A 22,567-nucleotide genomic window follows, 5' to 3' on the forward strand; every position below is an offset into this window, starting at 1 on the left:
AATGGAACACCCCTATTGTTATTTATTTGAAGCCGTATTTCGTTTTAGCTTGTTCTACACTTAAAAAATCTGTCTTCTGAGTAGGCTTATTTAAATCTTTTTGCAGATCATCCAAAAACTTTTTACGATCTTTTTCATCCATATGTGGTAACATTTGAATATTAATTTGTTTGATGTATTCTTGTTTGTTTCGTTTTTCAATTTTATCTTTTAGCATGAAATATTCATCTAAAAAAACATCATTCATGATTCTATCACGTTCCCACTTGTATTCGGAGGCAAATAGATCTAACATTTCCAATTCAAAATCCATGTAAATATCAAGCTTAGATTTAGGTTTTTCAGTTGAATTTACTACTTTTTCTTCTGAAAAACCTTTCCCAAGTTTTTTACCTTCTCTACAATCGCATTCACATTATTTAACTCAATAACTGCTGTGATAACATCAAAAAATCCTTCAAAGTCTAATTTCTCAATGTTTGATTTGTCAATACCACTAGCAATAGAAACTAGTTGAAGGATTTCATCTTGAGAACTTGCTACTAATTTTGGCAATTTGGTAAAGATAACTTCTTCATTAATATTAGATAATTCTTCTGCTGTTACATTATCTTTAACAATAGATGGAAGTTTGTCGACACCTAACATTAAATCAGCAAATCTACCAATCGGGATTTTTCTAATAGTAAATTCTACTTCTTGTTCTTTCTCATCACCTTTATCATCTGTGAGTAGTTGAATAACATTGATTGTTTTACTTGTTTTCATATGTAATTATCGCTCCTTCTTTAAACTGCTGATTCAGGCTCACCGATTCGGAAATAATTTCCTACTTGAGTTCGATCACCTGTATTATGTAATGCTGTTAACGTAATTTCATATTGCGTCTTTTCTTTACCGTACGATCTTTCCCATGAACCAGTTGGAATGGCTTTAAAAATAGTCACATCCATTGATTGATCAGACGCTTCTCTTTCCTCTGGATGAATAACAATTTCTTTTGCCGAACCCCTTAAACTTTTGTGAGTTGCACCATCTTGAAAACCACCTGTACTAGTATCTTCTACACCTGGAATTGCTAGTTTATATCCCTCAATCGAATCTTCATCACAAACAATAGTGACGGTTACGTTATATCCATCAATTCTTTTGTCAAAATTGTATGCCGTATATAAATCAACATCAATAAATTGTGGTTCAATTGATAATGTCGCAGCATCTGCCTGTCGTGGAACTTCTTCTCCATCAACTGTAATATTCGCTAAACCAATTGTCACATCACTCATATTAAACACTCCATTTTTTAAATTTTAAATCAATCTCGATACATAAAAACTAATGTAAATGTAAACTCTTTTCTATTTGTTGAATCTTGATACAAATAAGATACTTCTGTATTTGCGTAACTGGATAAAATGAAAAAATCACCCAATTGATAATTTTCAAATGCGTGAAATAACTTAAATATTTGATTTCCTTGCTCAAAACCATAGCTATAATTTTGATTTCTCCATTTAATTTCAATGGCTTTTTCTCTAATTGGTGTATATTTATTCGGTGGATTCCCACCAAGATCTATAATTGATACGATATTGTCTGGATCATCAGGGTAAAAATTCAAATATAAATTGTCACCTACAACTAATCCTGATATCTCTGTAGCAATCTTATCTGCCACTACTTCAATTAACATCATAGGCTAACACCTGCCTGATCTAAGTCACCGATAAAAAAGTATGATTTAAATATCTCTCTATTAATATTTTTAGCAGGCTTTCCGATAAACCTAACTTTTATCGTATCTAATTCTTTTCCGAAAGTTCTATCAAATCCTTTTTCTGGATCAATAATAGCCTTAAAAATGGTTATATCATATTTTTTATTATGACCAGCATCGACTGGATGAATAGTTAGTAACTTTCCTACTGGATTCACGTTGGTAGGCTTATCATATAAACCATTATTATAATCTTTTAATGCAGGGTTTGATAATTTTAAAGTATCATAATTTTCTTCATTTAATTCTATATCCAAAGAAACTTGATAATCGGTTAAAAAGTAAAATTTTTTCCCGATACCACCCTTTAATATTTCGTAGGTAGGTTCAGCATTAAAAGTGGACTCACTTGCTAAATTTTTATAGGTAATACCATTGTATGTGACATCACATAAACCATAGGGTAGCTTCATTTAAACGCATCCCCCATCTTTTGTGAAAGAAATTCGGAATATCTTTCAGCATTTTCATTTGTTGGTTTCTCTAAATATTTTCTTCCTGTGCCTGGAGTTTGTGGGGTATATACATCTTCGTGCATTCGTAAAGCGTATTCTTTACTGTAACCAACCTGAGATTCTATAACATTTCCATTCTTTTTAGCGGGCTCTACACTTCCATTTTCTCTTAATCCACCTTCATCTAATGGTGCAAGTTCAACACTTTGAGAAAGTAAATCTTCACTTATAACATTAACATTTTCTTCCAATACATCCTCAATGCTATCTGAAGCATTTTCAAACTCTTTTGCCAAATCTGAAAAATCTAATTCCATTTTAAAGGTTCACCACCTTAAATACGGTTTCCCCAAGTGTATCACGTCTATTTTTTACACTAATCGGAATAAGTTCCTTACCTTCATATGTAATACGTCTTTTTGTGATATTTTTATAGTTTATGTCAGCTTCAAAAGGTAGCCAAAGTTGTATGGATGATACTACTTCTTCACCTGCATTATTCTTTATTATTTTAAATTCTTCGTTTGCTCTACATTTTAAATCAATAGGATCTGATTCAACAATATCACCATATGCATTTCTTTCCACCCTCACTAAAGTACAATCCTGTTGTAGTAAGTGGTTAATCATATCGCATTACCTATTCTTCTTTTAGTAATAGATTTTAAAAAGGAATGTGCAATTGGTGAAAGAAGAGCATTTCCCATTTGAAATGTTAAACCATCAACAGCATAATAGGTAACACCTTCTTGTTGTAGCTGATATCTTTCTTTTGCATAATTTAATAAATGTAAAGCCTGTTCACATGTAGCATGTAAATAAGAAGAGGATTCTTCTGCACCATCTTTTAAATTAAATTGACTATTAATGATACTTTCAGCCGTATTTAAAGCATTTTGCTTTTTGGTTTCATCAGCTTCAACCCATTTATCATTAAACAAATGATTATCTAAATAGCTATTTGCTTCCGTCAGACTTATCGTCATTACCATTCACCTTCTTTGTAGATGAATTAGAAGTTTTCTTTGAAGAAGTTGTTTTCTTAGATGGTGCATATGGTGTAAATCCACGTTTTTTATATAATAAATCGAATGCCGTTTTAGTAACTTCTATAACTTTTCCTGCATTATTTTTAACTTTCATCTTGTCACCTCCAATAAAATTAGGTTTAAAAGAGTGGAAGAATGATCCTCCACCCTTAATTAATTATGTATTATTATTCTTGTGGTTTTAAAGAAGCAAATGCATCATCTTTTGTAAGAACGTGACCCATTGGAAGAATTAAACGAATAGCACTCATATCTTGTTCGGCTAAATTAATTCCACCTACTGTTGCTTCTGTCAACACTTTATATTCTAATTGACCTTGAACACCAACCACAGAATAACGGAAGTCACCAGTAATTAAAGTATCATTTTGCACACCAAAATTGTAAGCAATTGGTGAACCGTTTAATTCATCCGCTGTACCACTATCTTTTGGCGAATACAGTGCATTTCCATTGTCGTCTTTTAATTTACGCACAGTATTTTTATAAGAGTTATTCGCTAAAAAAGTATTTGCATCGTAGCCATGTGCTTCAATTAGAGCCATCGTATCTGAAATATCTGCCCATAACGATTGACCAGCCGTATCACCAACATTGATAGACTGACCAGTTGAAGTGATAACATTATTAATGTTTGCAACTGCATCTGTATCAAATTTACGTTGAATTTTCTCAACTGCTTGTGTTTGAATTTCTGCAAATACATCTGCAATTGACTCATTTAATAACTCGTTAGATACTGGAACAATCACTGCATATTTGTCTGCTTTCAGTGTAATTGGACGAAATTCAGCATCTTCTGCCGTTCCAATTGCTTTACTTTCTCCTACTTTAAATGCTTCTACATTTTCTAAAGCACTAAGCTTCATTTCATTAGTAGTCATTTCCTTAACTGTTGAAGTAGCCGCCACACTTGAACCTTTAATAACTCCTTGAATTACATCTGCTGACAACTCAACAGGCACTAACCCTTCTGCGTTTGTACGTAAAATACTCATAATATAAATCATCCTTTTCTAATAATTTTTGTAATATAATAAACGCTAGTTGCTTGAACTAACGCTTAAAAACGTGATAAATCTTTTAAGAATCCTCGTTTTGGTTTTCCTTCATTGGTATCTGGATTGTTGCCATTATTACCAAATGATTCAGGATTATCTTTCTTAAATAACCCTTTTTGCTTTGCATTCTGTACCCATTTCAGTTGTTCAACCTCATTTCCTTGTGGAATAAGATCCTTATAATCTTGAGGTACGTCACTTAATTCATTTTCTAAAATCGTTTGGAATGTTTCTTTATATTGTTCAAATTGCTCAGATAATGGATCATATTTTCCTTTGATGTCGTTATACAATGATTCAAATTCACCTTGTTTCTTTTTAGCTTCTTCTTTTTCTTGATCTCGTTGTTTAAGTAAATCATCTAATTGTTTTTTAACATCTTTGTAATTGTCATTTACTTCCTTAAACCGATCATAAGGGATAGTTTTCTCAGTATTTGACGAGTCTGCACCCGATTCCCCTTCTTTATTAAAAGTATCGCCTTCACTGGGATTAGAACCACCATTATTACCTGTATCTGCTTCAAACTTGAACATATCTTTTAAAAATTCCATTATTTATTCACTCCATTTCTCATTTTCTACGTGTTTTGTCACGTTAATTAATTTACATGTCAAAGCTTTTATAATGTCGTCATGACAAGAGTTGGACAATAAAAAAACACCCTACTTAGTAGCGTGATAATGTAAACTATTCATTTCTTTAATTGATTTATTTAAATATTGATTGGAAACAGTTTTTCCTTTACCTCTTAATTCAACCATATACGGTAAGAGAACATGCTTACAATTTGGATGGAAACTTTGATAGCCTTCACTAAAATTAGGCAAGCTACTTAATGGTGGATAATCGGGATGATTACCACTAACACTAAATACCATACCTTCATAATAGCCACACCAACAAGTAGAACCATGACTTGAAACTTGCACCAAATCAAAGTTAGGGTTGTTAGAATAATTCTCACTATATTCAGATAAACGGTTCATCGTACCTTGATTATGTATTAGTCTTGATTTTGTACGAACTGCCATAGAAGAATAGTTGCTTATATTCCATTCTTTTTTACCAGCATCCACAAAAGAAGTTACCCCATTATTGACTAATGCTTTCTTTAAATCTCGTTTTGTAGTACGTTGACTTTCACCTATAATAACTTGCCTATCAATGATTTCTTTTCCATTTTCTCTTATAATCTGTTTAGCCTGTTCACTCATATAAGTAGTATTCTTAGCTAAATCATCATACAACGAATTAGATGCAACCTCGAGTGCTCTTTTGTGCATTACTGCCACACTACCACCAATAACATTGACACCATTCAACAAAGCAACTTCTTTATCCATATTATCTAAAGCTAAATAATAGTATTCAGGTAATACTTCATATGACCATTTATAGGCTTGTTCATCTAGCTTACTCAACTCTAATTGGATTTCTCTTAGAATAGAACGTGATTGACTCTCAGATAAACCATTATTGATTTGATATTCTAATCTTCTCAATATGTATCGATATGCTTTTTGATAATTTTCTACTAGTTTTCCTGCTGATTGATCTAACTCGTTAAGACTCATCTTCTGTTACATCCTCAGCTTTGTTAGTATTAGTATTCATTCCTAACATATCAGTCATGAAAGTTTGTTGATTAGCTTGATTTTGTTCTTCAATGATTTCTTGAAACTCTTCTTCTACTTGTTTATTGTTCATAGAAGGGTTTAATCTGGCAATTGCTGACTTTTTAGAAGATAATCCTGCATCAACTTTAGCAGCTTCATTTTGAGTTGTTTCATAAAAATCAATCGGTAAATTTAGCACTAATTCAATCTTTGGAATGGCAGGAGTGTAATTTTTCTCTCCACTAATTACCTGTAATTGTTGAGCAACATGAAGAATCTTTTTTAACGCTGGTCGCCAATATTGATAACTTCGAGTGATTTTACATTGACTTCTCCATGACTTTAATAGAATTGCTCTACCACTTGCTTGTGAAGTTGAATCCATGCCATACAAGGCAGGTGCTAAGGGTGATACATACGATAATGATTTAAAAACAATATCTTCTATAAATTGAAAATTTGCTTCTAGTTGTGCATTCCATGTAATATAACCCATCGGCTCTTTTACACCGTTTGAATCTTCGTCTACCTCATACACTTTATTACCTTTTCTTTTTATATTCCCATCCTCATCAAATAATCCACTTACAGCCCACATTGCAGGATCTGAATGGATATCAAGAACGTTTGAAATTTGAGTAACTCTATGATTCAATTCGTCAAAGTTTGGTGTCAAACCTGTATAAATACTTTCACCCCAAAAACTACCATTGGTACGTGTAAATGGAATGTATGTTAATGGTGATTGAGTTAGTTTGGTATTAACTTCTTCAGCTTCGTTAATTTCCTTACCTATCTTGCCATTTTTATAATGAAACGTTTGACTTACACACCAATAAACACCATTTCTATCTTCATATTTCTCAGTATAAATATATGGCTTACCACTTTGATCAAATGGAATGGCGACAACTTCATACAATATTTTTCTTTTGTCTGTAGGACTAACTACCGGAAAATAATAATCAGGTTCAATAAAAGTAATACGTGATTTACCCTTATCCAAATAGTTTTTTGCTACAATACCACCTTTATATGATTGTGATAAAGACGCTTCCGACAATTGTAAATCTAATTCATTATCTTCTATAATTTCATCTATTGCATTGCTTGCTTCATCATTATCTTTAACTGTTGTATTGATTGGATTCCCAAATGCCAAATCACTGTATAAAGTAGAAACTTCCCTTGGTAATGCAATTGGCAAATAAGGATGCTCAAAACTATTGCTAAGCTTCCTAATTTTCTGCCAATCATCTTCATAGTTTTGAAACATATCTTCATATTCTCTATATTTTGTGTGTCTTTCTGATTTAAAATCAATATGCATTATTGACCCCCTTTCTACAATCCTATAGGCTTGTTTGCCACTCTTCTTTTATGCTTCTTTTTATGTACTAATTCAAATGCAGCTTGAAGCGAATCAATTGCATCATCATTTTTTGCATTGATATTGTAATCAGTCACTTGATTGTTATATTGAACACAACTAGGATTAAATAATATTTCACTCCTAGTCACAAACGGTTCTAAATTCATGATTCTATTATGTTTATTGGTACGAGGTTTCACTTTTTTAGGTAACACATGATATAACTCTTCTTCTTTCAATTGCTTTATTAAATCATCGGCAATGTATTCTTGGAATAATGTACTCTCAAAGCCCAAAGTATGGATTGGATATTCTTTACACAAATCTATAATAATATCTATTAATTGATTAGGTTTCACTTTATGCAATTGTCCATCAACCACATATTTATAATTAGTTTTCTTATGCTGACCTAATATTGTGATTGCTGAGAAGTCTTTACTTTTACCCATTGATGGATCAATAAACATAAATAAATCCATTTCATTTGTTTCAGGTAAACTATCCCAATATGTAATATTTTGAAAAGCATAATCTGAAGAACTTCTGGGATCATTTTGTTGCTCACTGTAAAAAGAACTATTACCATCATCAATTTTCTTTCGCATCAAGAAATAATAATCATTCTTTTCTTCCCACAATACTTCTGTACCTTTCAACATTTCCTTTTTATTCTTTTCAAAAAATTCTCTTGCATCTTCTACGCTATTAGGATTTGATAAATCATTGTAGATATCTTCCCATTCTTTCCAAAGTGGAGAATCAGAAAAAGAATAGACTGATTTATAAAAAAGTTTCTTCCACCCTGTACCATATTTATATAATTCATTGATAAGCGTATCTTCACCAATAATAGTTCCTAAGAATATATAATCGGTATAAGTATCACCCATTGACATAATGGTGCTTCTAAATATGCCTTTAATTTCTTCTGTGCTTAATTCTGATTTAGATTGACGATCATCTTCAATGTCATCCATAATTACCGTTGTCGGTCTCCAACTTTCAAAAGCTAAACCTCTTAACTTAGACTTGATACCTTTTGCAACCAAAGTTGTATTATTGTTTAAGATGATTTGTGAGGCATTCCAAGTCTTACCTTTTAAATTGCCAAAATCCTCTTTAATTTTTTCATTATCTAAAGCATCTTTAACCAATTCAAGAAATGTTTGTGCCAAAGCATCATTTGCACTAATACATACAATAAATGGCGACTTTTTGTAAACTAAATTCCAAGTATTTAACAACAAGTTGATGATTCGACTCTTCCCATGCCCTCTAGGTGCTATTGTGAGAAGTTTTTGACCTTCTTTAGCACTTCTTAGCCTTCTTATTTCTTCTGGATTAGATGCTGAATATTCTAGTGTTAATTCTTTAACATTTCTTATCAAATCTATGTGGAAGCGACAAAAGTTTTTATCAAAGTGATCAGACAAGTAAGTTAATCCAAAGTATGTAATATCTATTTCAGCTAACATTTTCCTAATTCCATTTTCACCAGTTGGCTCATATGTTTGTAATATTTCTTCAATTTCGTCATCATTAAAATGTTTTTGAAGATATTCAAGCATTAAATCAAATTCATTTCCTGTCATATTCCACCTCCTTACATTTCGGAATTATTGACACAGTATAATAATTGTTGAACCGCTTTGCCCACCCCTATAGCCCCTACCATATAAATGGGGGGTATCATCATATTTCTATCATACAAAACAGAACAAACGTTTCGTATTCATTCCAATAAAAAAAGACAATCAATAATTGATTATCTTTCTAATTGTTTTAATTTTATTTCAATTTAATTTTTTTGCTTTTTGTTTTCTTTTTGCTCTAATCAAAGTACTCTTACTGATACTAGTAATACTCACTACATCAGTGTATGACACGCCTTCATCTAACATCTTTAAAGCTTCTTTAATTCGTTTCTTACTATACTTAGGTGGTCTGCCCTCTCGGTAATCATCACGTTGTTTAGCTATCGCCTTTCCTTCTTGTGTTCGTTCCACTATCATATCCCTCTCAAATTGGGCAAATGATACCATTATATTAAAAATTAGTCTCCCTGTGGGGGTGTCTTCTACTATACCCATGTTTAAAACATGAATACGGATACCCCTGTTAAATAATTCTTCAATAATGGTAGTTGCATCATTTGCTGAACGTGCAAAACGATCTAATTTAGTAATGACAAGAGTGTCACCCTTCGTTAACTCATCAAGCAATTTATTAAATTCAGGTCTTTTTTTATTAGTGCCAGTAATTTTTTCTTTATATATCACTTCGCAACCTTCATTCTCTAATTGCTCAATTTGACCATTTAAATCTTGCCCTTTAGTTGATACCCTAGCGTATCCATATTTCATTTTTACACCTCATATAATATCAGCATATACTTATGACACTAATTTATGACACCGTTGCATATACCGATATTATCACATATGAGTCACATGGTCAATACTTTTAAGTTATGACACCGATAGACCAAAAAATATATTATTCCTCTTCTTTATTCTCTTGTTGCTTTTCTTTCCATTTTTTTAGCAGAGTGTTCTTATCTTCATCATTATTCTTGATAGTTAACTCTTGTTTGAATTGTGGATCTAATTCCGCATAATTTAATATTTTAGAAACTGCATTTACTTTGGCATTCTCGTTCTTGCCACTTCTAACAATATCAGTTAAAGCATCGATGTATGTGTTAACGTTCTTTCTAATATTATGTTTAGATTCTTTAACCTTATCTTCTAAAGCTTGATCCATTGCTTTTTGAAACTCTTTATTATGATTCATCCAGTAATAATATGTAGTTTTAGGTACTTGAACTGATTCGTAACATTCCTTAATCGTTGAATTTCCTTCTACTACTTTTTCTATCAACTTTAATTGCTTTTCAGTTAACATAAATCTCACCTCCAAAATTATGAGCAAAGTTTAAATATGTACGGATTATTTACTATATAGTATTTAACTCAAAACACCCTACCATTTTCCACAACATCTATACCCTCAGCCGTAATCATCCAACCATCACCTGATCTAACAACAAACCCTTTATTATGTAAATATTTTAAATCAAACTGAGTTGTATTTAATTCTGACTCATCAACACTATATTGAATATCATCATTAGCACTCGCTAAATCGTATATATACTTTAATATTCGTAATCTTTCTTGTGTCAATCTTGAACACCCCCCACCCCTTTTGAAATTCAATATACTATACCCCTGTACAGTATTATAAAATATATAAATAAAAACACTACTATTAAGTAGTGCTTAATCGTTATCCATAAACTCACGATATTCTTTTATACAGTCTGGTATTCCTGTCTTGAGTTCTTCTTTATCATGCTTCATACCTAATTGCTTTTTTAATTGATTGTACCCTTTAACAATCGAAATAACTAAATCTTCTGTGTATTCTTTTTTGGGTTCTTCTAATTGTGATGAATAGTTCACCCAAGCATTAATTAAATTATCATTAGCATAACCTGATCTTTCATGTATGAATTGTTCCATGTTTGATAGTGACTGATATCCATTTAATGATTTGCTACCTAAAGACAAACTCTTATGAAGTAGAGACTTTCTTTTAGCAATTTTTATACTTGCACATATTAAAGCATAAGCTGGAGCATACAAGTTTGAATACTGTTCTCTCAACCTTCTTCTTCTCTCTTTCCAAGGTGTAACAATAAAATGGTTCAACACTGCAATAAATAGTGCAACACCTGCTGATATTATTACACTCCATATTCGTATATCCATTACTATACACCTCAATTCTATTCGCAAACTTTCATTTATCCTGAACAAATTGCAATGTAGATATTATATTCATCAGTTTCAAAACATCTGTTCTTGTCCAAAGTGAAGGATTATCTCGACCATGCAACACCCAATTTCTATTAATATTAGTTCCTCTCTCGTCATTAAAATTTTTACTGGCAAAGATTTCACCTGCTAAAAACTGGTGAAGCGTATAAGTTACAATGAACATCAGCTTATCCTCTGGATTTATTATTTCTTCCCAATCTTTCAATAGATAGTACCCGACCTTGTTGCTTTCAGCGATTTTAGAAATTTCACCTTCTATTATTGTAATTAACATTGGTATAGTTATCTTATACTTATCAGTTTTATATAATAAAAAACAATCTTCGACTACACTTTTCCATTTATCATCTATGCTATTTGTTATCGAGTTTTTCATTATAAGTAGGTTTTTTTGAGAATCTGACTCAAAATAATTTAAAAAATATTCATCAATATAATCTTGATCTCTATCTAACAATTCTTCATTCAAGTAAAAACTTGTATCTATTTCGCCTGATAAAGTCCATCCTCTTAAAGAGTTGTTATTTGCTAATTTTTCTATATTTTCATAATCAATTATAATTTCAGGAAATTCTATCTTAGGAAAAGTAGGAAAATCTATTTTAGGTATGTTTATTTTAGGAATTTCGACTTCAGGAACTTCTATCTTTGGAATGTTTAACAATTCTAGAGCTTGTATAGTTGGTTTTAACATATCTGAATATTGTTTTAGAATTCGTCTCTGTTGCTCTATTAATTTTAAAACTTCTTTGTTTGGGTTCACTCTAGCAACCACCTTCACAAATGATTACTACAATAGTACCATGTAAAATTTTCCTTAACAATAATATAATTATCATAAATTAACAGGAGTATCGATACCTTGCTCCATTAATAATTCTTTTATTTTTGCATAAGACTCTTTAACTCTGTATGTCCCTTTAGTAGTTTCAATAACCCTAATCTGCTCTTCACCATCATAATCCCTTTCTATGCTAATGATTTGGTCAATTTTAATAAGAATTGGTTCAAATTTCACGTTGTCTATTGTCAATTCTAAAAACATTTGCAAAAACCTCCATAATCTATAAGGTATCAACATATACCGAATGTGATCATTACTCAATTTCAACTGAATCGATTGCTCTCAACAGATCATTTCTACTCAATATCAATTCACATAACTTTCTAGGCTTGTTTCCTTCAGTTTGGGTCATTACATCAACAATTATGTTATTTTCATTGTTTGCAGTCTCAGGAAATTGTAACCACCTTTCGGAAACCAAGCAAGGAACGTAGCCGTCTCCATACTCATTGATTTTTCTCTGATCATAAGAGATTGGTATCTTAATTATTTTTTTGTCACTCAAATCTAATCACACTCCTACTGGAAAATTATGATATAATAGTCTTATTATAATACTAACTTTTCTCTTAGTACAGGGGTGATAAATTATGATTCAAGTAACTGGAGTAGCTGAAATTGCATTCACTAACAATAAGTTAACATTGAAAGATATTAATGAACGATTAGATACAAGATTGGTTCGTCATTCTATATTAACTCATAATCAATCAAAACAAGGTAATAAAGTTACAATCAAATTCATCATGAAAATGGCAGCTAAACCTAATTGTAAAACAATTGATGACTACAATAGCTACCTATTTCATGATTTTAGCCAGATTCTACCTATAGATTGCGGTCTTATATCAGTAGTGGCTTATGACATGAGAACAACTGAATCAATGCCTATAAAGCATATAAATGAATTATAATCAGTCAACGACTTAGTAAGGGTGATTAGATATGAAATTTTTTAAAAGTGCTTACGAATTCCATTTCGATATAGAAATGTCCAATTATTCTAATTACATTGAAGTAATGGAAGAGTCTATAAAATCAAGAAAGAACACAATCCAAACTATATATAAGGAACAAGCTAAAGATTTAGATGATCCACAAATGCGACAGGAATTATTTGAGTATAAATTCTTCGATGACTATCATGATTTGATCGAAACTTTTCCATTTATCTTAAGAAAGTCATTGTTTATTACCTTGTATTCTTTTATGGAATCTGAATTATCACATTTGGCTAAAGCTTTAGAAAACAAGGAAGCATCATTAATTAAATTAGATGATATTCGACATAAAGGGATTTACAAGTATCATTTTTATATTACCAAAGTATGCAACATTAATCTTTCCGTTTCTAAAAAGACTTTTGATGTATTTCTTCTGTATAATAATTTAAGAAATTATTTTGTTCATAATGAGGGATCTGGTATAAAGAATTCTAAACTTAATTCTCTCGATGGCATCTTTCTTGACAATATTTCACAAACTGAAGATTTCTATATTAAATCAATAGAAAAAGAATTCAATGAAAGCTATTTAAACTTAATCAATGCCTATTTTCGGAAAGTTATTGAAGCTTTTCATAATAACAATATTAAGTTTTAGCGCTATTAAGGTGAAAAGTTAATGAATTGCACACTAATAAAAGCAATTAACCATAAAAAATTGAGACTAAAGCATTCTCAAATTTATATATTAACTGGATACCCTATCATATCCTAACCAATAATTTCTGCATCATCTTCAAATTAAATTTGTTACTTATCCAATTGACTTTTAGCTTGGGAAACATCAATTTCATCTAACCACCTCTAAAATATTCTTACTTTGTTCAATATCTTAAAATATATAAATAAAAACACTACAATTAAGTAGTGTTAATGTATATAAATTAATCATTTTCTGACATTGTAACTTTTCTCTGATTTCTTCCCTAAATATTTTTTCTTTTTTTTAAGGAAATTTAGTCTATCTTGGGAACTTACATCATCAAATGTAGAATCCTTGGAGTTATATTTATCTAGACCTTTTCTTTCATACTTGGTCAATTTCTCACCATTAACTTCTTTTTCCAGTGCTAAAATTAATTCGTTAAGGCTCATCTCATGCTTTATATGTTTTCTGTAATAATTTTCATATGCACTACGTATCTTACAAAATAAGTTTTTAGCATGATTAAAAATAACTTTTGATGATCCGATTACAATCGTAGCAAGCACTGTGCTTATGACAGAAATAACTATTACATCTATTGCCCTTAATTCTTTTTCAGTTAAATACTGCCAAATTTGCTCCATCTATACCACCTCAATTACAATGTTCTAGTAACATCATAACACGCTATGTAGTAAAAAATAGATAAATAAAATTCACTATTTACTAAATGCCAAAATTATATATCCAATTCTTTACCAAATTTTAAATTATAATTTTCTGTCATTAATTCTATGTTTTTATTTCTTAGCTTTTTATTGTCATCGCTTAACTCTTTTATTTTTTTAGTTAATTCTATTTCTTTGTCATTGTATTTAAAACGTAAAACTTTTCTCAACATATTAATATTAGTGACTTCTTTATTTTTAACATTAATCAAATCATAGGTAGCAATTAAATCATCTGGAACATAAGGCTTTCCATATTTCCATGCATTATTTTCTAAAGTGTTATTCAAATCTAGTATCTTATTTTCAACATCAACCGAATATTTTCCATGATTAATCTTTTCTAATAAAGTACCTATCTCTTTTTGAATTGACTGTCTTTCTTCATCTAAAAAATGCCCTATCTCATGACATACAATTAACAATGCATATAAATTAACCGGTAATTTATAAACTTTTGCTTTTTCTGTTGTAGCATAATCTTTATTAACTACAATTTTATTATCTGTCGTGTCATATTTTGCTAGTCCTTTAAAATTTGAATCTAATTCAATTTTTATCTTTAATCTATTAGACTGAATAAAGTCAGTTAGATAATTAAGCAAATTCTTACTCATTTTTTAACACTCCCAAACTTTATAATTACTACAATTCTACCATTTAAGGATAAATATTCCTATCTATAATCATAAATAGTCTTATCCAAAATAATAAACCACTCACTAACATTAAATCTGTATGTATATTTCTTCAATTCAAAACGAATCAACTTATTTTTGCCGTCTGTACTTCTAACAAATACTTGTGCTCTATCATCATCAATAAAATTAATGTCATTTGGCTTCAACTTTATTTCACCTTTAATATATGGAAAATACTTCTTCAACCTTCTAAAATATTGTGATTGGTTAACTGGATTATCCTTACTGTCGCCAATATGTGCTACTAAAAAGAAGAACATCAAATCATCATTCTTTAGCAGCGTTGCAAGTCCATTAAATGTCTCATTAATTCTTTGAATGTCAATTAAACTACCATCAAATATTACAATTTCATTGATTCGCTTCAACTCTAATCACCCTTTTAAAGTAGTTCATCTTTACTAATTCTACAAAAAGGGTTAAATTCCTTCAATTATTTTCAGTGAAAAGTTGATGAATTGCACACCAATTAAAGCTACTAGCCATTTCAAAAAATAAAGAGAAAATAAATTCTCTAAAATTTTAGCAATTCCATATCAGGGTTGTAGTATGGAGAATTTCTAATGTTTTCTAAATCAGCATTCTTTCTAACTGTTTCTTCTACAATCTCAAAAGATGAAATGTGAGAAGGATTAATCCAAGCTTCTTTTCCATCTATTAACTCAAAATGCCTCATTCCGTTTGCTAATACTCTTGCGCCTAGAGCCATTTCGTTGTATATTCTTGCCTCGAATTTACTTAAAGTTTTTGACTCAATTATATATTCTTTACCATTGTCCATGAAAATTTTAATTTTAATTCCCATTTTTATTCTCCTTTTTAAGCATTTTAATATCAATCATCATCATCATGATACAAATCATTAGATGAAATAAAGCCTTCGACATCGGGAATGATTATCCAATCTCTTTCGTTTAATTTCCTTATAATTGCTTCTTCGCTAACCGATCCACTTGTATCCATAAAATAATCGTATTCGGGATCTGACATATCAATTCCTGTCCAAAATTTACCGTTCTCATCTTTGCCTATGTGTAGAATACCTGAATAGACACTCTCTCCATCACTCGTAACATAAGATTCGCAAAAGAAACTATCTTTTAAATCTTCAGTTATGTACTTCAAAACTATCACCTAACTATCTTTTAAATATTTGATCGTGACATTCTATCACTACCAAAAAGCAGTTTTCTATTAAATTTAAACCATAATAAAAAACAGCCCTTGTTTAGGCTGTTTAAAAAAAGTTTTTATTAGATATTTGATAATTTATTTTGATTAATGTATTGAATTTCTTAAGATCATCTCTCAAATTGTAGAATTCATAAAGATTTCTAATTGTCTCTAATAGAAACATACTCACAACTTGAGAATTAAACTGATCACTCTCAGTAGTGTTTAAAAGGTAAGCATTTTGTCCTTCTATTCTCCATCTTTTCATAATATCCATTGAATGAACTTCCTTTGATAAAGACGTATATATTAATTCATATTCAGCATGCATCTCTAATTTAAAGCAAAGTTGTTCAATATTCTTAGTATTACCGTAAATATCATACCAATTATGCTTTAATTGTCTTTTTTCTAAAACATCCGAAAATTCTTTTTTTAACTTTTCAATTTCATGTTCAGGTGTTCCATATTTAGCAATTTGTTTCATTTTTTCTACATCTAGCTTTGGTAAGAATGCTCTTATTTTTCTTCCTGTTTTATTAGATGAAATGATATTTTCGTAAAGCTTAATTTCTTTATATTTTTTTCGAAGCATATAAGACCTAGAAAGAATTTTGTTATCTTTGGACAATAACAACCTTAAATAAATATAATTCTCGAACACACTTCTTGTAACTATATCAATAGAGGTGTCTTGATCGTTTTCAATCAAAAAAACAAATGATTCTATTTTTTTAAGCATATCCTCAAAAAAAGCTAATGTTACCGCCTCTGGAATATCTATTCTATTCTGTAATGCTTTTTCTACTACTTTCGGAGCGGCTTCATGAGCTTCTTTCAATACCTTTTTTAACATCTTCATATAAATCTCCCCAAAATAAATATAGTAAAATTATACCATATCATTTTAGGAAGCAACACTATTTTAAATTATAGTGGATCTGACAGGACTCGAACCTGTAATATATCAACACTGTTTGTGTGTTTGCTTGACCAATTTGCATACAGATCCAAAAATAAAAAAGCCTTATTCGGCTTTATCCAGCATTAATGCTTGTATGTATTGTTTTTTAGCTGATTCATTTTCAAATTTCTTATTTTTATCAATCCATTCTAATATGTCTTTGAAATTTTCTATATTTATCTCTCCATTCATAATATTTGATTTGTCCATAAAATAATTTATAATAAAAATAAAAGGCGGTGAAAGCAATGAGACTAAATACGCTTGATTTTTCAATGATTGCGATGTTTCTTCTTTATTTTTCTGTAGAAAGTATATCTTCATCCATCCTAGTCAGCATTGCATTATTTAGTTGGTTTACAGTGTTTATAACCAAGTTTGTGCTATTTAATTTTATTCATCCTAAGCCATCCAACTAATGGATGGTTATTTTTATAATTTATCCATTACTTTTTTAAATTCTTCAATCATTCTCCTTCACTATCCTTTAATTATTTCTCCATTTTCTTTAATCATCCAATTTGTTTGGTAATCATCTAACATGAACATCATTTCAACAAAATTATCTTTATCATTTTTCCTAATCAATTCAAAAAGCGTATCTTGAAAGTTCGATTTTGATATAATATCTAAAACACGATCAATAGACATATTCAGATATTTCTCTTGAATCTCTTTTTCTTCGCTCATCTCATGTAAAAATTGATTAACTGCTTTTTCTAACGATTCTGCTTTTACAACTTTAACTAGACCACCATTAATAAATTTATAGATTTTCAATCTATCAATCCTCTCCCCCTACCATTTATCAAATTGTTCATTAATTGAATCGATTCCTTTTTCAAAGTCTTTAAACATTTTCTTACCGCTATTAATCACTAACAATGAATAAATTAGACCAATAATATAAAATACTCCAACCACGCTACCAACAAGAGCATAGCTAATCGAAATAGCAAAGATTGCATTTAACAACCAAACAATTCCTAATACTACTGCTTCTGCAAACACCAATTTTAATAACCATCCAAACAGACCAATTGTTAAAAGATTTTTCATTTATTACTCATCATCCTTTTCTGTTTCAGCTGCATTGTCATCGTCTTTAAAAGCTTCGTATAAATAAGCAAAAGCATAGGCTTCCCTAGACGACCATTCGTTTTCTGACTCTTCTAATGATTTTTTGACTGATTTCAACATAACTTGTGAATCTCCATCGTCAATAACTATTTTCTCTTTAAAGAATTCGTTCATCACTTTATCAAATTCTTCCTTATCTTTAACATCAAGCTTCCCATCTTCTTTAACTTTAGGATTACCTTCTTTGTCTAAGTGGCAATACTGTTTTCTCAACTCTTCTTGCTCTTCAGCAACTCGCTTTAATTTTTCACTTAATTTTGTTGCTAAACGAGTTCGGTAAATTGACTTTAATCCTTTTAGTGTAAGTTTTTCTAAAACACCAATTGAGTCTGCGATTTTAATATTTTCAATTTCAATATACATTCTATCAATCTCCTTTTAATCCTTGTTTATAATGTGTTTAACGAATATTTTTAAATCATCAATATCTTCTTGCTGCTTCAAGATTAAATCTTCAAGCTTGTGTGTATGTCCAGCTAATCTCTTATATAGATGCTGGCTATCTCTTTTGACAATCGTATTAATATTCTTTAAATCATCTTCAGATAGAAAATTGATGGTATTTTGCTCAATTTTCTCTTTTATTTCTTCTATTTTCTCGCTCATGTAAAGGAATTCTCCCTTCGAGTTTTGTTTTATTTCTGTTTTTCACTGTTTTATTTCGACTATTCCCATCTTTTAATGCATCTTGCAACATATTTTCAAAATTATTTTTTCTTTTCTTCATATTAATCACCTTTTTAATAAATTTAGGAGGAGGCATGAATCATCAAGACTCATGCCCGGAAGAAATTAAAAATGACCCAACTAGTTAAATTAGACTAGTTTAGCCGAATTACAATTTGGTATTCAGGATACCTATAGGAGGTGGCACTGATTTATTTATAGTCGCTCTCAAGCACCCATTGACCATGACTAGCCAAATATACGACTTTAAATGTACTCTATTGAAATAAATATATATAATTAACCCATTTTACTAGGATAACTATCCACAAAATTTATTATTGCTTCAGCTTTTTCTTTTTTAATATTGGCCTTATCATTTAACCAAAGAGACACCAAAGCAGTTGATATGTTTAGGTTACTGGCAATATCTTTAGATTTTATGCCTTTTTGTCTCATTAAAATCCATATCTTATCTTTTTTATCAAGGTGCATACAACCTCCTCACTTTCTATTACTTTTAAATAAATTTAATTTAATGCGATCAGCCAGATAGCCAACCGCATTATTTAGGAAAAAAAGAGAATATAAAAAATGAACAAAATTCATTAATTAATAAAAAAAATAAGGCTGGCAAAATGCCTACCAAAACAGAATATATTGGTGAAAAGAATACTTTTTCCTACTCTCTCCATTTGGTCAGAATTGGTCAAAGGTGAAAACACTTGTTGTTACTGACCTTTTTCGACCTTTAATTTCTATATCGTTAAATTTCTTTAAAAGAATTTAGGAATAACTCTTGATTTTTATTGTAAAGTATGTTAAATATCATTCCTGCTAATCCCTTATATTTTCCAAAAACTATTTCAATCGTTCCTATCATCGTTTCAGGTTTTATTTTTAAATTCTTAATTTTTCTATCGTATTTTTCATCAATATCTTTCAATGCTAAGAACTGTTCTTCCTTATCTAACCCTTTTGCATATACATTAGCAATTGCATCTTTTTTCTTTTCCGCCACACTAACCATCTTAATTCTCTGCTCTCTATTGGTTTTTTCTCTATCGTATTCTTCAACTAACTCTGAGACATCAATATTATGTCTTGCTATTGCATTTTTGCCATCATTGATTAACTCTATTAATCTATCCATTGTGGTGTCATAAAAAGCATATTTAAACTTTTGAGATCCACCTTGCTTCACATATTCAAAGAATAATGGAAAATGTTTAGGTGTTTTAACTTTCTTCCTACCAGAATTCAATACTTTCGTTTCATTTATATTGTATAATTTTTTGGCTTTATCAATCGATATTTCACTTAATACACCAGCTATATATACTTGATCTTGTATCTGTTTTAACTCTTTATCGGTAGCACCATTATGTTTTCTATGCCAATAATAAGATAGCATCTTTTGACCAAAATTAACGGTTTCACCAATCAAATCATTTGCTAGTTTATTATCAATATCTGCCATGTTCGCATTAGTTGGGTAATATGTATTTTTATCACTTTCAACTTTATTAATCGGAACAGGATATTTCTTTCTAAATTCTTTAGCATTATTTTTTAAGATATCTGATTTAACAATACAAATGGAATCAGAGTCAAAATCTGCACCTGAGTATATTGATAATGTTGGATATTTAATTGCATTAACCACAACAATATTATCCGTTAAATTAAAATACCTATCAATCAATGATTCTCGCTTATTATGTATAATATTAATATTTGATTGGGATGTATGAGGATTGCGCCATGACACCAACTCTATATCATCCTCGAACATTGTTGTATGTACTTGATTATCTTTTAAAACAGACATGTAATTTTCATCTAATACACCATTATCATTAACAGGTAATGCCTTCACACTATGTAATAACATTTCAAATGGATTCCCAACCATCGTATTGTAATCACCAATCAATCTAATATGTCCATGTTTTACATGCTTCTTATAATTTCTTATTGTCGCTGCTCGCATATCTCGAAACATCTTAGTATGTACTATCTTCTTATTTCTTCTATACAAGTCTACATACATTTGATTGGCATTAACTTCATTGGCATTCTTCTCAAGATGATTAATAAAGGTTTCATCATCATTTTTTATTTTATCTAAGTAGTCTAATTCGTATTTAGCTAATTCTTTTAATTTTTGCGTTGACAGATCAAATGTGTTCAAAAATTGATAGCTTGTTTGTTGTAATATTTCTCCTTCATCATTAGTACCCAGCTTACTTCCCTTTTCCTCTTTACAAATGCCAAAACTGCCAATATGTTCTAACCAATAATTATACATTTCCTTTGGAGTTCCGATTACATTACTAAACTTTAATATTTTCAGACTGTTAGGCGTTGTTATGTAATATATGTTACTAGCCTTTATTGGATTCCCAAACATATCTTCTATGTACCAATTATCAAAATCAATTTTATGTTTTTTTGCATAGTCTTTTAAAAACTGTTGAATATTCGTATTAATTGCATTACTTTTGTAGAAATGATTCCGCAACAAATAACTACCTTTTTCTTGATCTAATCCATCAATATAACTAGCATTTATCAATGATTGACCATCGAACAAATCATTTTCAATCGTTTCTAATCGCTCATTAACTTCCAACAATCCATCTTTATTTTTTTCTACTGCATTTACTTTCTCTTTAAATACACTTTTTACATCATCAATGAGTAATATTGATTTAGTTGGTATGTCGATTAATGGCTTATTTGGCAAAAGACTGCTCAACACCAATGATTCATACGCTAACAATGAAGCAAACTCTATTTCTTTATCCTCTGAAAAATCTAACCCTAATCGTGACCATTTTTTCATGTTCTTGTATAATTTTTTATTGATAAACAATACGTTCCCTTTTCTTGATTTAGACGCTGATCGTTTATAGACCTTATACGTTTTGCCAAACAACTTAATTTCATTAGTATACATAAAACTTCTTAATTGTTGCCTTGTCATTTTTTGAAAGCGTGGATTATTGGGATTATTTTTTTGTTGTTTCTTTAAACTCTTACGATAAGATTTTAAGTTGTTAATCCGCTTCTGTTTGTTTTTTATTTCTTGTTGATTTGGCTTATCTTCGTTCAACAGATCTTCTAGATCTTTATTGTGATCGTTAATAGATTTTTGGATCTTTTTAATATCATCTTCTATCGCATTCACACCAAAATCAAACTTAACATTTATCACATCATCCGAAATAATTTGATTATCTTTTTTGTATTTCTCAATTGTTTTAGTTTTCATTCCCTCTTCTATCAATTTTATCGTTTCAAGCGAATATTGTAGCATCCCATTGTAATCCTTTTTCAACCATTTCCCTTTATATTGATGATTGAATATGTCACTTGCCTGTAAATTTAATATGTATATAGATTTGTTCACTTTTTACATTTCCCCTTTTTATTTGATAACTTTTGACTTTAAATATGTAATTTATGATAAAAATGGATAATATTAAACTTCTTCTTTGTACAAGTGTCAAAAACAAAA

General features: G+C 30.0%; 37 protein-coding genes and 1 tRNA gene. 2 read left to right on the forward strand and 36 right to left on the reverse strand.

From position 1 onward, the window contains the following. Nucleotides 1-22 precede the first annotated feature (22 nt). The 21 genes from GHT08_RS09060 to GHT08_RS09160 all read right to left on the reverse strand — a co-directional run bounded on the left by GHT08_RS09060 (nt 23) and on the right by GHT08_RS09160 (nt 12,527). Nucleotides 23-313, reverse strand: coding sequence for a hypothetical protein (locus GHT08_RS09060; RefSeq protein ID WP_238343534.1), 291 nt, complete (start codon nt 311-313; stop codon nt 23-25). Between the two features lie 41 nt (nt 314-354). After that, entirely contained in the window at nt 355-768 is a 414-nt protein-coding gene (locus tag GHT08_RS09065) for a hypothetical protein (protein WP_163581109.1), read from the reverse strand. A 20-nt stretch (nt 769-788) separates the two neighbouring features. Further along, nucleotides 789-1,286, reverse strand: a complete 498-nt coding sequence (locus tag GHT08_RS09070) for a hypothetical protein (RefSeq protein WP_163581110.1) — start codon at nt 1,284-1,286, stop codon at nt 789-791. Nucleotides 1,287-1,315: 29 nt separating this feature from the next. Then, nucleotides 1,316-1,693, reverse strand: coding sequence for a minor capsid protein (locus GHT08_RS09075; protein ID WP_163581111.1), 378 nt, complete (start codon nt 1,691-1,693; stop codon nt 1,316-1,318). After that, nucleotides 1,693-2,190: a hypothetical protein gene (locus GHT08_RS09080; RefSeq protein ID WP_163581112.1), complete on the reverse strand. Its 498-nt coding sequence runs from the start codon at nt 2,188-2,190 to the stop codon at nt 1,693-1,695. Before GHT08_RS09080 ends, GHT08_RS09075 begins: the two co-directional genes overlap by 1 nt. Next, nucleotides 2,187-2,549 (reverse strand): HK97 gp10 family phage protein, encoded by a 363-nt coding sequence (locus GHT08_RS09085; protein WP_163581113.1) that lies wholly within the window; start codon nt 2,547-2,549, stop codon nt 2,187-2,189. Before GHT08_RS09085 ends, GHT08_RS09080 begins: the two co-directional genes overlap by 4 nt. A 1-nt stretch (nt 2,550) precedes the next feature. Then, complete coding sequence (locus GHT08_RS09090) at nt 2,551-2,826, reverse strand: hypothetical protein (protein WP_163581114.1); 276 nt, start codon at nt 2,824-2,826, stop codon at nt 2,551-2,553. A gap of 32 nt (nt 2,827-2,858) precedes the next feature. Further along, complete coding sequence (locus GHT08_RS09095; protein ID WP_163581115.1) at nt 2,859-3,218, reverse strand: hypothetical protein; 360 nt, start codon at nt 3,216-3,218, stop codon at nt 2,859-2,861. Then, nucleotides 3,190-3,375, reverse strand: coding sequence for a hypothetical protein (locus GHT08_RS09100; protein WP_163581116.1), 186 nt, complete (start codon nt 3,373-3,375; stop codon nt 3,190-3,192). The genes GHT08_RS09095 and GHT08_RS09100 overlap by 29 nt, the downstream gene beginning before the upstream one ends. Nucleotides 3,376-3,448: 73 nt before the next feature. After that, entirely contained in the window at nt 3,449-4,279 is an 831-nt protein-coding gene (locus tag GHT08_RS09105; RefSeq protein WP_163581117.1) for a phage major capsid protein, read from the reverse strand. A gap of 65 nt (nt 4,280-4,344) precedes the next feature. After that, a complete protein-coding gene (locus GHT08_RS09110; RefSeq protein WP_163581118.1) occupies nt 4,345-4,896 on the reverse strand; it encodes a hypothetical protein in 552 nt (183 codons plus the stop codon). Between the two features lie 111 nt (nt 4,897-5,007). Continuing rightward, nucleotides 5,008-5,919, reverse strand: a complete 912-nt coding sequence (locus GHT08_RS09115) for a phage minor capsid protein (RefSeq protein WP_163581119.1) — start codon at nt 5,917-5,919, stop codon at nt 5,008-5,010. Further along, a complete protein-coding gene (locus GHT08_RS09120; RefSeq protein WP_163581120.1) occupies nt 5,909-7,291 on the reverse strand; it encodes a phage portal protein in 1,383 nt (460 codons plus the stop codon). The genes GHT08_RS09115 and GHT08_RS09120 overlap by 11 nt, the downstream gene beginning before the upstream one ends. A 14-nt stretch (nt 7,292-7,305) precedes the next feature. Beyond that, nucleotides 7,306-8,928 carry a phage terminase large subunit gene (gene terL, locus GHT08_RS09125; protein WP_163581121.1) on the reverse strand — a complete coding sequence of 541 codons (1,623 nt, stop codon included), beginning with the start codon at nt 8,926-8,928 and terminating at the stop codon, nt 7,306-7,308. A 201-nt stretch (nt 8,929-9,129) separates the two neighbouring features. Next, a complete protein-coding gene (locus GHT08_RS09130) occupies nt 9,130-9,699 on the reverse strand; it encodes a recombinase family protein (protein ID WP_163581122.1) in 570 nt (189 codons plus the stop codon). A 133-nt stretch (nt 9,700-9,832) separates the two neighbouring features. Continuing rightward, complete coding sequence (locus GHT08_RS09135; protein ID WP_163581123.1) at nt 9,833-10,240, reverse strand: phBC6A51 family helix-turn-helix protein; 408 nt, start codon at nt 10,238-10,240, stop codon at nt 9,833-9,835. A gap of 68 nt (nt 10,241-10,308) precedes the next feature. Further along, the gene (locus tag GHT08_RS09140) at nt 10,309-10,521 is read right to left on the reverse strand and encodes a hypothetical protein (protein ID WP_163581124.1); all 213 of its coding nucleotides are present in this window, start codon (nt 10,519-10,521) and stop codon (nt 10,309-10,311) included. A gap of 96 nt (nt 10,522-10,617) precedes the next feature. Further along, entirely contained in the window at nt 10,618-11,109 is a 492-nt protein-coding gene (locus tag GHT08_RS09145) for a hypothetical protein (RefSeq protein WP_163581125.1), read from the reverse strand. A 31-nt stretch (nt 11,110-11,140) separates the two neighbouring features. Further along, on the reverse strand, nt 11,141-11,941 hold the full coding sequence (locus GHT08_RS09150) for a hypothetical protein (protein ID WP_163581126.1): 801 nt from the start codon (nt 11,939-11,941) through the stop codon (nt 11,141-11,143). Nucleotides 11,942-12,013: 72 nt separating this feature from the next. Beyond that, on the reverse strand, nt 12,014-12,223 hold the full coding sequence (locus GHT08_RS09155) for a hypothetical protein (protein WP_163581127.1): 210 nt from the start codon (nt 12,221-12,223) through the stop codon (nt 12,014-12,016). A gap of 52 nt (nt 12,224-12,275) precedes the next feature. Then, the gene (locus tag GHT08_RS09160) at nt 12,276-12,527 is read right to left on the reverse strand and encodes a hypothetical protein (protein ID WP_163581128.1); all 252 of its coding nucleotides are present in this window, start codon (nt 12,525-12,527) and stop codon (nt 12,276-12,278) included. 85 nt (nt 12,528-12,612) lie between these two features. Between GHT08_RS09160 and GHT08_RS09165 the strand changes: the two genes are divergently transcribed. Together GHT08_RS09165 and GHT08_RS09170 are read left to right on the forward strand one after the other, a co-directional pair. After that, complete coding sequence (locus GHT08_RS09165) at nt 12,613-12,936, forward strand: hypothetical protein (protein WP_163581129.1); 324 nt, start codon at nt 12,613-12,615, stop codon at nt 12,934-12,936. Between the two features lie 31 nt (nt 12,937-12,967). Further along, nucleotides 12,968-13,624 carry a hypothetical protein gene (locus GHT08_RS09170; protein ID WP_163581130.1) on the forward strand — a complete coding sequence of 219 codons (657 nt, stop codon included), beginning with the start codon at nt 12,968-12,970 and terminating at the stop codon, nt 13,622-13,624. Between the two features lie 290 nt (nt 13,625-13,914). On the opposite strand, the gene GHT08_RS09175 is transcribed toward GHT08_RS09170, so the two are convergent. The 15 genes from GHT08_RS09175 to GHT08_RS09245 form a co-directional block, all read right to left on the reverse strand. Beyond that, entirely contained in the window at nt 13,915-14,316 is a 402-nt protein-coding gene (locus GHT08_RS09175; RefSeq protein WP_163581131.1) for a hypothetical protein, read from the reverse strand. A gap of 95 nt (nt 14,317-14,411) precedes the next feature. Then, nucleotides 14,412-15,017, reverse strand: a complete 606-nt coding sequence (locus tag GHT08_RS09180; RefSeq protein ID WP_163581132.1) for a hypothetical protein — start codon at nt 15,015-15,017, stop codon at nt 14,412-14,414. A 59-nt stretch (nt 15,018-15,076) separates the two neighbouring features. After that, nucleotides 15,077-15,469, reverse strand: coding sequence for a hypothetical protein (locus tag GHT08_RS09185; RefSeq protein ID WP_163581133.1), 393 nt, complete (start codon nt 15,467-15,469; stop codon nt 15,077-15,079). A gap of 146 nt (nt 15,470-15,615) precedes the next feature. Further along, complete coding sequence (locus tag GHT08_RS09190) at nt 15,616-15,906, reverse strand: hypothetical protein (RefSeq protein WP_163581134.1); 291 nt, start codon at nt 15,904-15,906, stop codon at nt 15,616-15,618. A gap of 29 nt (nt 15,907-15,935) precedes the next feature. After that, the gene (locus GHT08_RS09195) at nt 15,936-16,226 is read right to left on the reverse strand and encodes a hypothetical protein (RefSeq protein WP_163581135.1); all 291 of its coding nucleotides are present in this window, start codon (nt 16,224-16,226) and stop codon (nt 15,936-15,938) included. 112 nt (nt 16,227-16,338) lie between these two features. Then, the gene (locus GHT08_RS09200; RefSeq protein WP_163581136.1) at nt 16,339-17,136 is read right to left on the reverse strand and encodes a DUF5677 domain-containing protein; all 798 of its coding nucleotides are present in this window, start codon (nt 17,134-17,136) and stop codon (nt 16,339-16,341) included. Nucleotides 17,137-17,210: 74 nt separating this feature from the next. Continuing rightward, nucleotides 17,211-17,286 (reverse strand) — tRNA-OTHER (locus tag GHT08_RS09205). Between the two features lie 15 nt (nt 17,287-17,301). Continuing rightward, complete coding sequence (locus tag GHT08_RS09210; protein WP_163581137.1) at nt 17,302-17,562, reverse strand: hypothetical protein; 261 nt, start codon at nt 17,560-17,562, stop codon at nt 17,302-17,304. Between the two features lie 156 nt (nt 17,563-17,718). Next, nucleotides 17,719-18,018 carry a hypothetical protein gene (locus GHT08_RS09215; protein ID WP_163581138.1) on the reverse strand — a complete coding sequence of 100 codons (300 nt, stop codon included), beginning with the start codon at nt 18,016-18,018 and terminating at the stop codon, nt 17,719-17,721. Nucleotides 18,019-18,036: 18 nt separating this feature from the next. Continuing rightward, entirely contained in the window at nt 18,037-18,297 is a 261-nt protein-coding gene (locus tag GHT08_RS09220) for a hypothetical protein (RefSeq protein WP_238343535.1), read from the reverse strand. Nucleotides 18,298-18,300: 3 nt separating this feature from the next. Beyond that, the gene (locus tag GHT08_RS09225) at nt 18,301-18,741 is read right to left on the reverse strand and encodes a DUF1617 family protein (protein WP_163581140.1); all 441 of its coding nucleotides are present in this window, start codon (nt 18,739-18,741) and stop codon (nt 18,301-18,303) included. A 15-nt stretch (nt 18,742-18,756) separates the two neighbouring features. Next, complete coding sequence (locus GHT08_RS09230; RefSeq protein WP_163581141.1) at nt 18,757-18,984, reverse strand: hypothetical protein; 228 nt, start codon at nt 18,982-18,984, stop codon at nt 18,757-18,759. Further along, on the reverse strand, nt 18,947-19,105 hold the full coding sequence (locus GHT08_RS09235) for a hypothetical protein (RefSeq protein WP_163581142.1): 159 nt from the start codon (nt 19,103-19,105) through the stop codon (nt 18,947-18,949). Before GHT08_RS09235 ends, GHT08_RS09230 begins: the two co-directional genes overlap by 38 nt. Before the next feature lie 239 nt (nt 19,106-19,344). Then, a complete protein-coding gene (locus tag GHT08_RS09240) occupies nt 19,345-19,539 on the reverse strand; it encodes a helix-turn-helix domain-containing protein (protein WP_163581143.1) in 195 nt (64 codons plus the stop codon). 271 nt (nt 19,540-19,810) lie between these two features. Then, nucleotides 19,811-22,459: a hypothetical protein gene (locus tag GHT08_RS09245; protein WP_163581144.1), complete on the reverse strand. Its 2,649-nt coding sequence runs from the start codon at nt 22,457-22,459 to the stop codon at nt 19,811-19,813. Nucleotides 22,460-22,567 lie beyond the last annotated feature (108 nt).

It is taken from the genome of Gracilibacillus saliphilus, assembly GCF_010994085.1.
Lineage (GTDB): Bacteria > Bacillota > Bacilli > Bacillales > Amphibacillaceae > Gracilibacillus > Gracilibacillus lacisalsi.

Bases quoted from the DNA above. Each gene is read 5' to 3' on its own strand.
- GHT08_RS09120 (WP_163581120.1), bottom strand. From the start codon at position 7,291: ATGCATATTGATTTTAAATCAGAAAGACACACAAAATATAGAGAATAT.
- GHT08_RS09165 (WP_163581129.1), top strand. From the start codon at position 12,613: ATGATTCAAGTAACTGGAGTAGCTGAAATTGCATTCACTAACAATAAG.
- GHT08_RS09235 (WP_163581142.1), bottom strand. From the start codon at position 19,105: ATGAAGAAAAGAAAAAATAATTTTGAAAATATGTTGCAAGATGCATTA.
- GHT08_RS09100 (WP_163581116.1), bottom strand. From the start codon at position 3,375: ATGAAAGTTAAAAATAATGCAGGAAAAGTTATAGAAGTTACTAAAACG.
- GHT08_RS09075 (WP_163581111.1), bottom strand. From the start codon at position 1,693: ATGTTAATTGAAGTAGTGGCAGATAAGATTGCTACAGAGATATCAGGA.
- GHT08_RS09105 (WP_163581117.1), bottom strand. From the start codon at position 4,279: ATGAGTATTTTACGTACAAACGCAGAAGGGTTAGTGCCTGTTGAGTTG.
- GHT08_RS09240 (WP_163581143.1), bottom strand. From the start codon at position 19,539: ATGCACCTTGATAAAAAAGATAAGATATGGATTTTAATGAGACAAAAA.
- GHT08_RS09115 (WP_163581119.1), bottom strand. From the start codon at position 5,919: ATGAGTCTTAACGAGTTAGATCAATCAGCAGGAAAACTAGTAGAAAAT.
- GHT08_RS09060 (WP_238343534.1), bottom strand. From the start codon at position 313: ATGGATTTTGAATTGGAAATGTTAGATCTATTTGCCTCCGAATACAAG.
- GHT08_RS09170 (WP_163581130.1), top strand. From the start codon at position 12,968: ATGAAATTTTTTAAAAGTGCTTACGAATTCCATTTCGATATAGAAATG.
- GHT08_RS09095 (WP_163581115.1), bottom strand. From the start codon at position 3,218: ATGACGATAAGTCTGACGGAAGCAAATAGCTATTTAGATAATCATTTG.
- GHT08_RS09135 (WP_163581123.1), bottom strand. From the start codon at position 10,240: ATGTTAACTGAAAAGCAATTAAAGTTGATAGAAAAAGTAGTAGAAGGA.
- GHT08_RS09175 (WP_163581131.1), bottom strand. From the start codon at position 14,316: ATGGAGCAAATTTGGCAGTATTTAACTGAAAAAGAATTAAGGGCAATA.
- GHT08_RS09085 (WP_163581113.1), bottom strand. From the start codon at position 2,549: ATGGAATTAGATTTTTCAGATTTGGCAAAAGAGTTTGAAAATGCTTCA.
- GHT08_RS09070 (WP_163581110.1), bottom strand. From the start codon at position 1,286: ATGAGTGATGTGACAATTGGTTTAGCGAATATTACAGTTGATGGAGAA.
- GHT08_RS09200 (WP_163581136.1), bottom strand. From the start codon at position 17,136: ATGAAGATGTTAAAAAAGGTATTGAAAGAAGCTCATGAAGCCGCTCCG.
- GHT08_RS09180 (WP_163581132.1), bottom strand. From the start codon at position 15,017: ATGAGTAAGAATTTGCTTAATTATCTAACTGACTTTATTCAGTCTAAT.
- GHT08_RS09225 (WP_163581140.1), bottom strand. From the start codon at position 18,741: ATGTATATTGAAATTGAAAATATTAAAATCGCAGACTCAATTGGTGTT.
- GHT08_RS09130 (WP_163581122.1), bottom strand. From the start codon at position 9,699: ATGAAATATGGATACGCTAGGGTATCAACTAAAGGGCAAGATTTAAAT.
- terL (WP_163581121.1), bottom strand. From the start codon at position 8,928: ATGACAGGAAATGAATTTGATTTAATGCTTGAATATCTTCAAAAACAT.
- GHT08_RS09190 (WP_163581134.1), bottom strand. From the start codon at position 15,906: ATGGGAATTAAAATTAAAATTTTCATGGACAATGGTAAAGAATATATA.
- GHT08_RS09080 (WP_163581112.1), bottom strand. From the start codon at position 2,190: ATGAAGCTACCCTATGGTTTATGTGATGTCACATACAATGGTATTACC.
- GHT08_RS09155 (WP_163581127.1), bottom strand. From the start codon at position 12,223: ATGTTTTTAGAATTGACAATAGACAACGTGAAATTTGAACCAATTCTT.
- GHT08_RS09220 (WP_238343535.1), bottom strand. From the start codon at position 18,297: ATGAAAAATCTTTTAACAATTGGTCTGTTTGGATGGTTATTAAAATTG.
- GHT08_RS09145 (WP_163581125.1), bottom strand. From the start codon at position 11,109: ATGGATATACGAATATGGAGTGTAATAATATCAGCAGGTGTTGCACTA.
- GHT08_RS09110 (WP_163581118.1), bottom strand. From the start codon at position 4,896: ATGGAATTTTTAAAAGATATGTTCAAGTTTGAAGCAGATACAGGTAAT.
- GHT08_RS09230 (WP_163581141.1), bottom strand. From the start codon at position 18,984: ATGAGCGAGAAAATAGAAGAAATAAAAGAGAAAATTGAGCAAAATACC.
- GHT08_RS09210 (WP_163581137.1), bottom strand. From the start codon at position 17,562: ATGAAGATATACTTTCTACAGAAAAATAAAGAAGAAACATCGCAATCA.
- GHT08_RS09065 (WP_163581109.1), bottom strand. From the start codon at position 768: ATGAAAACAAGTAAAACAATCAATGTTATTCAACTACTCACAGATGAT.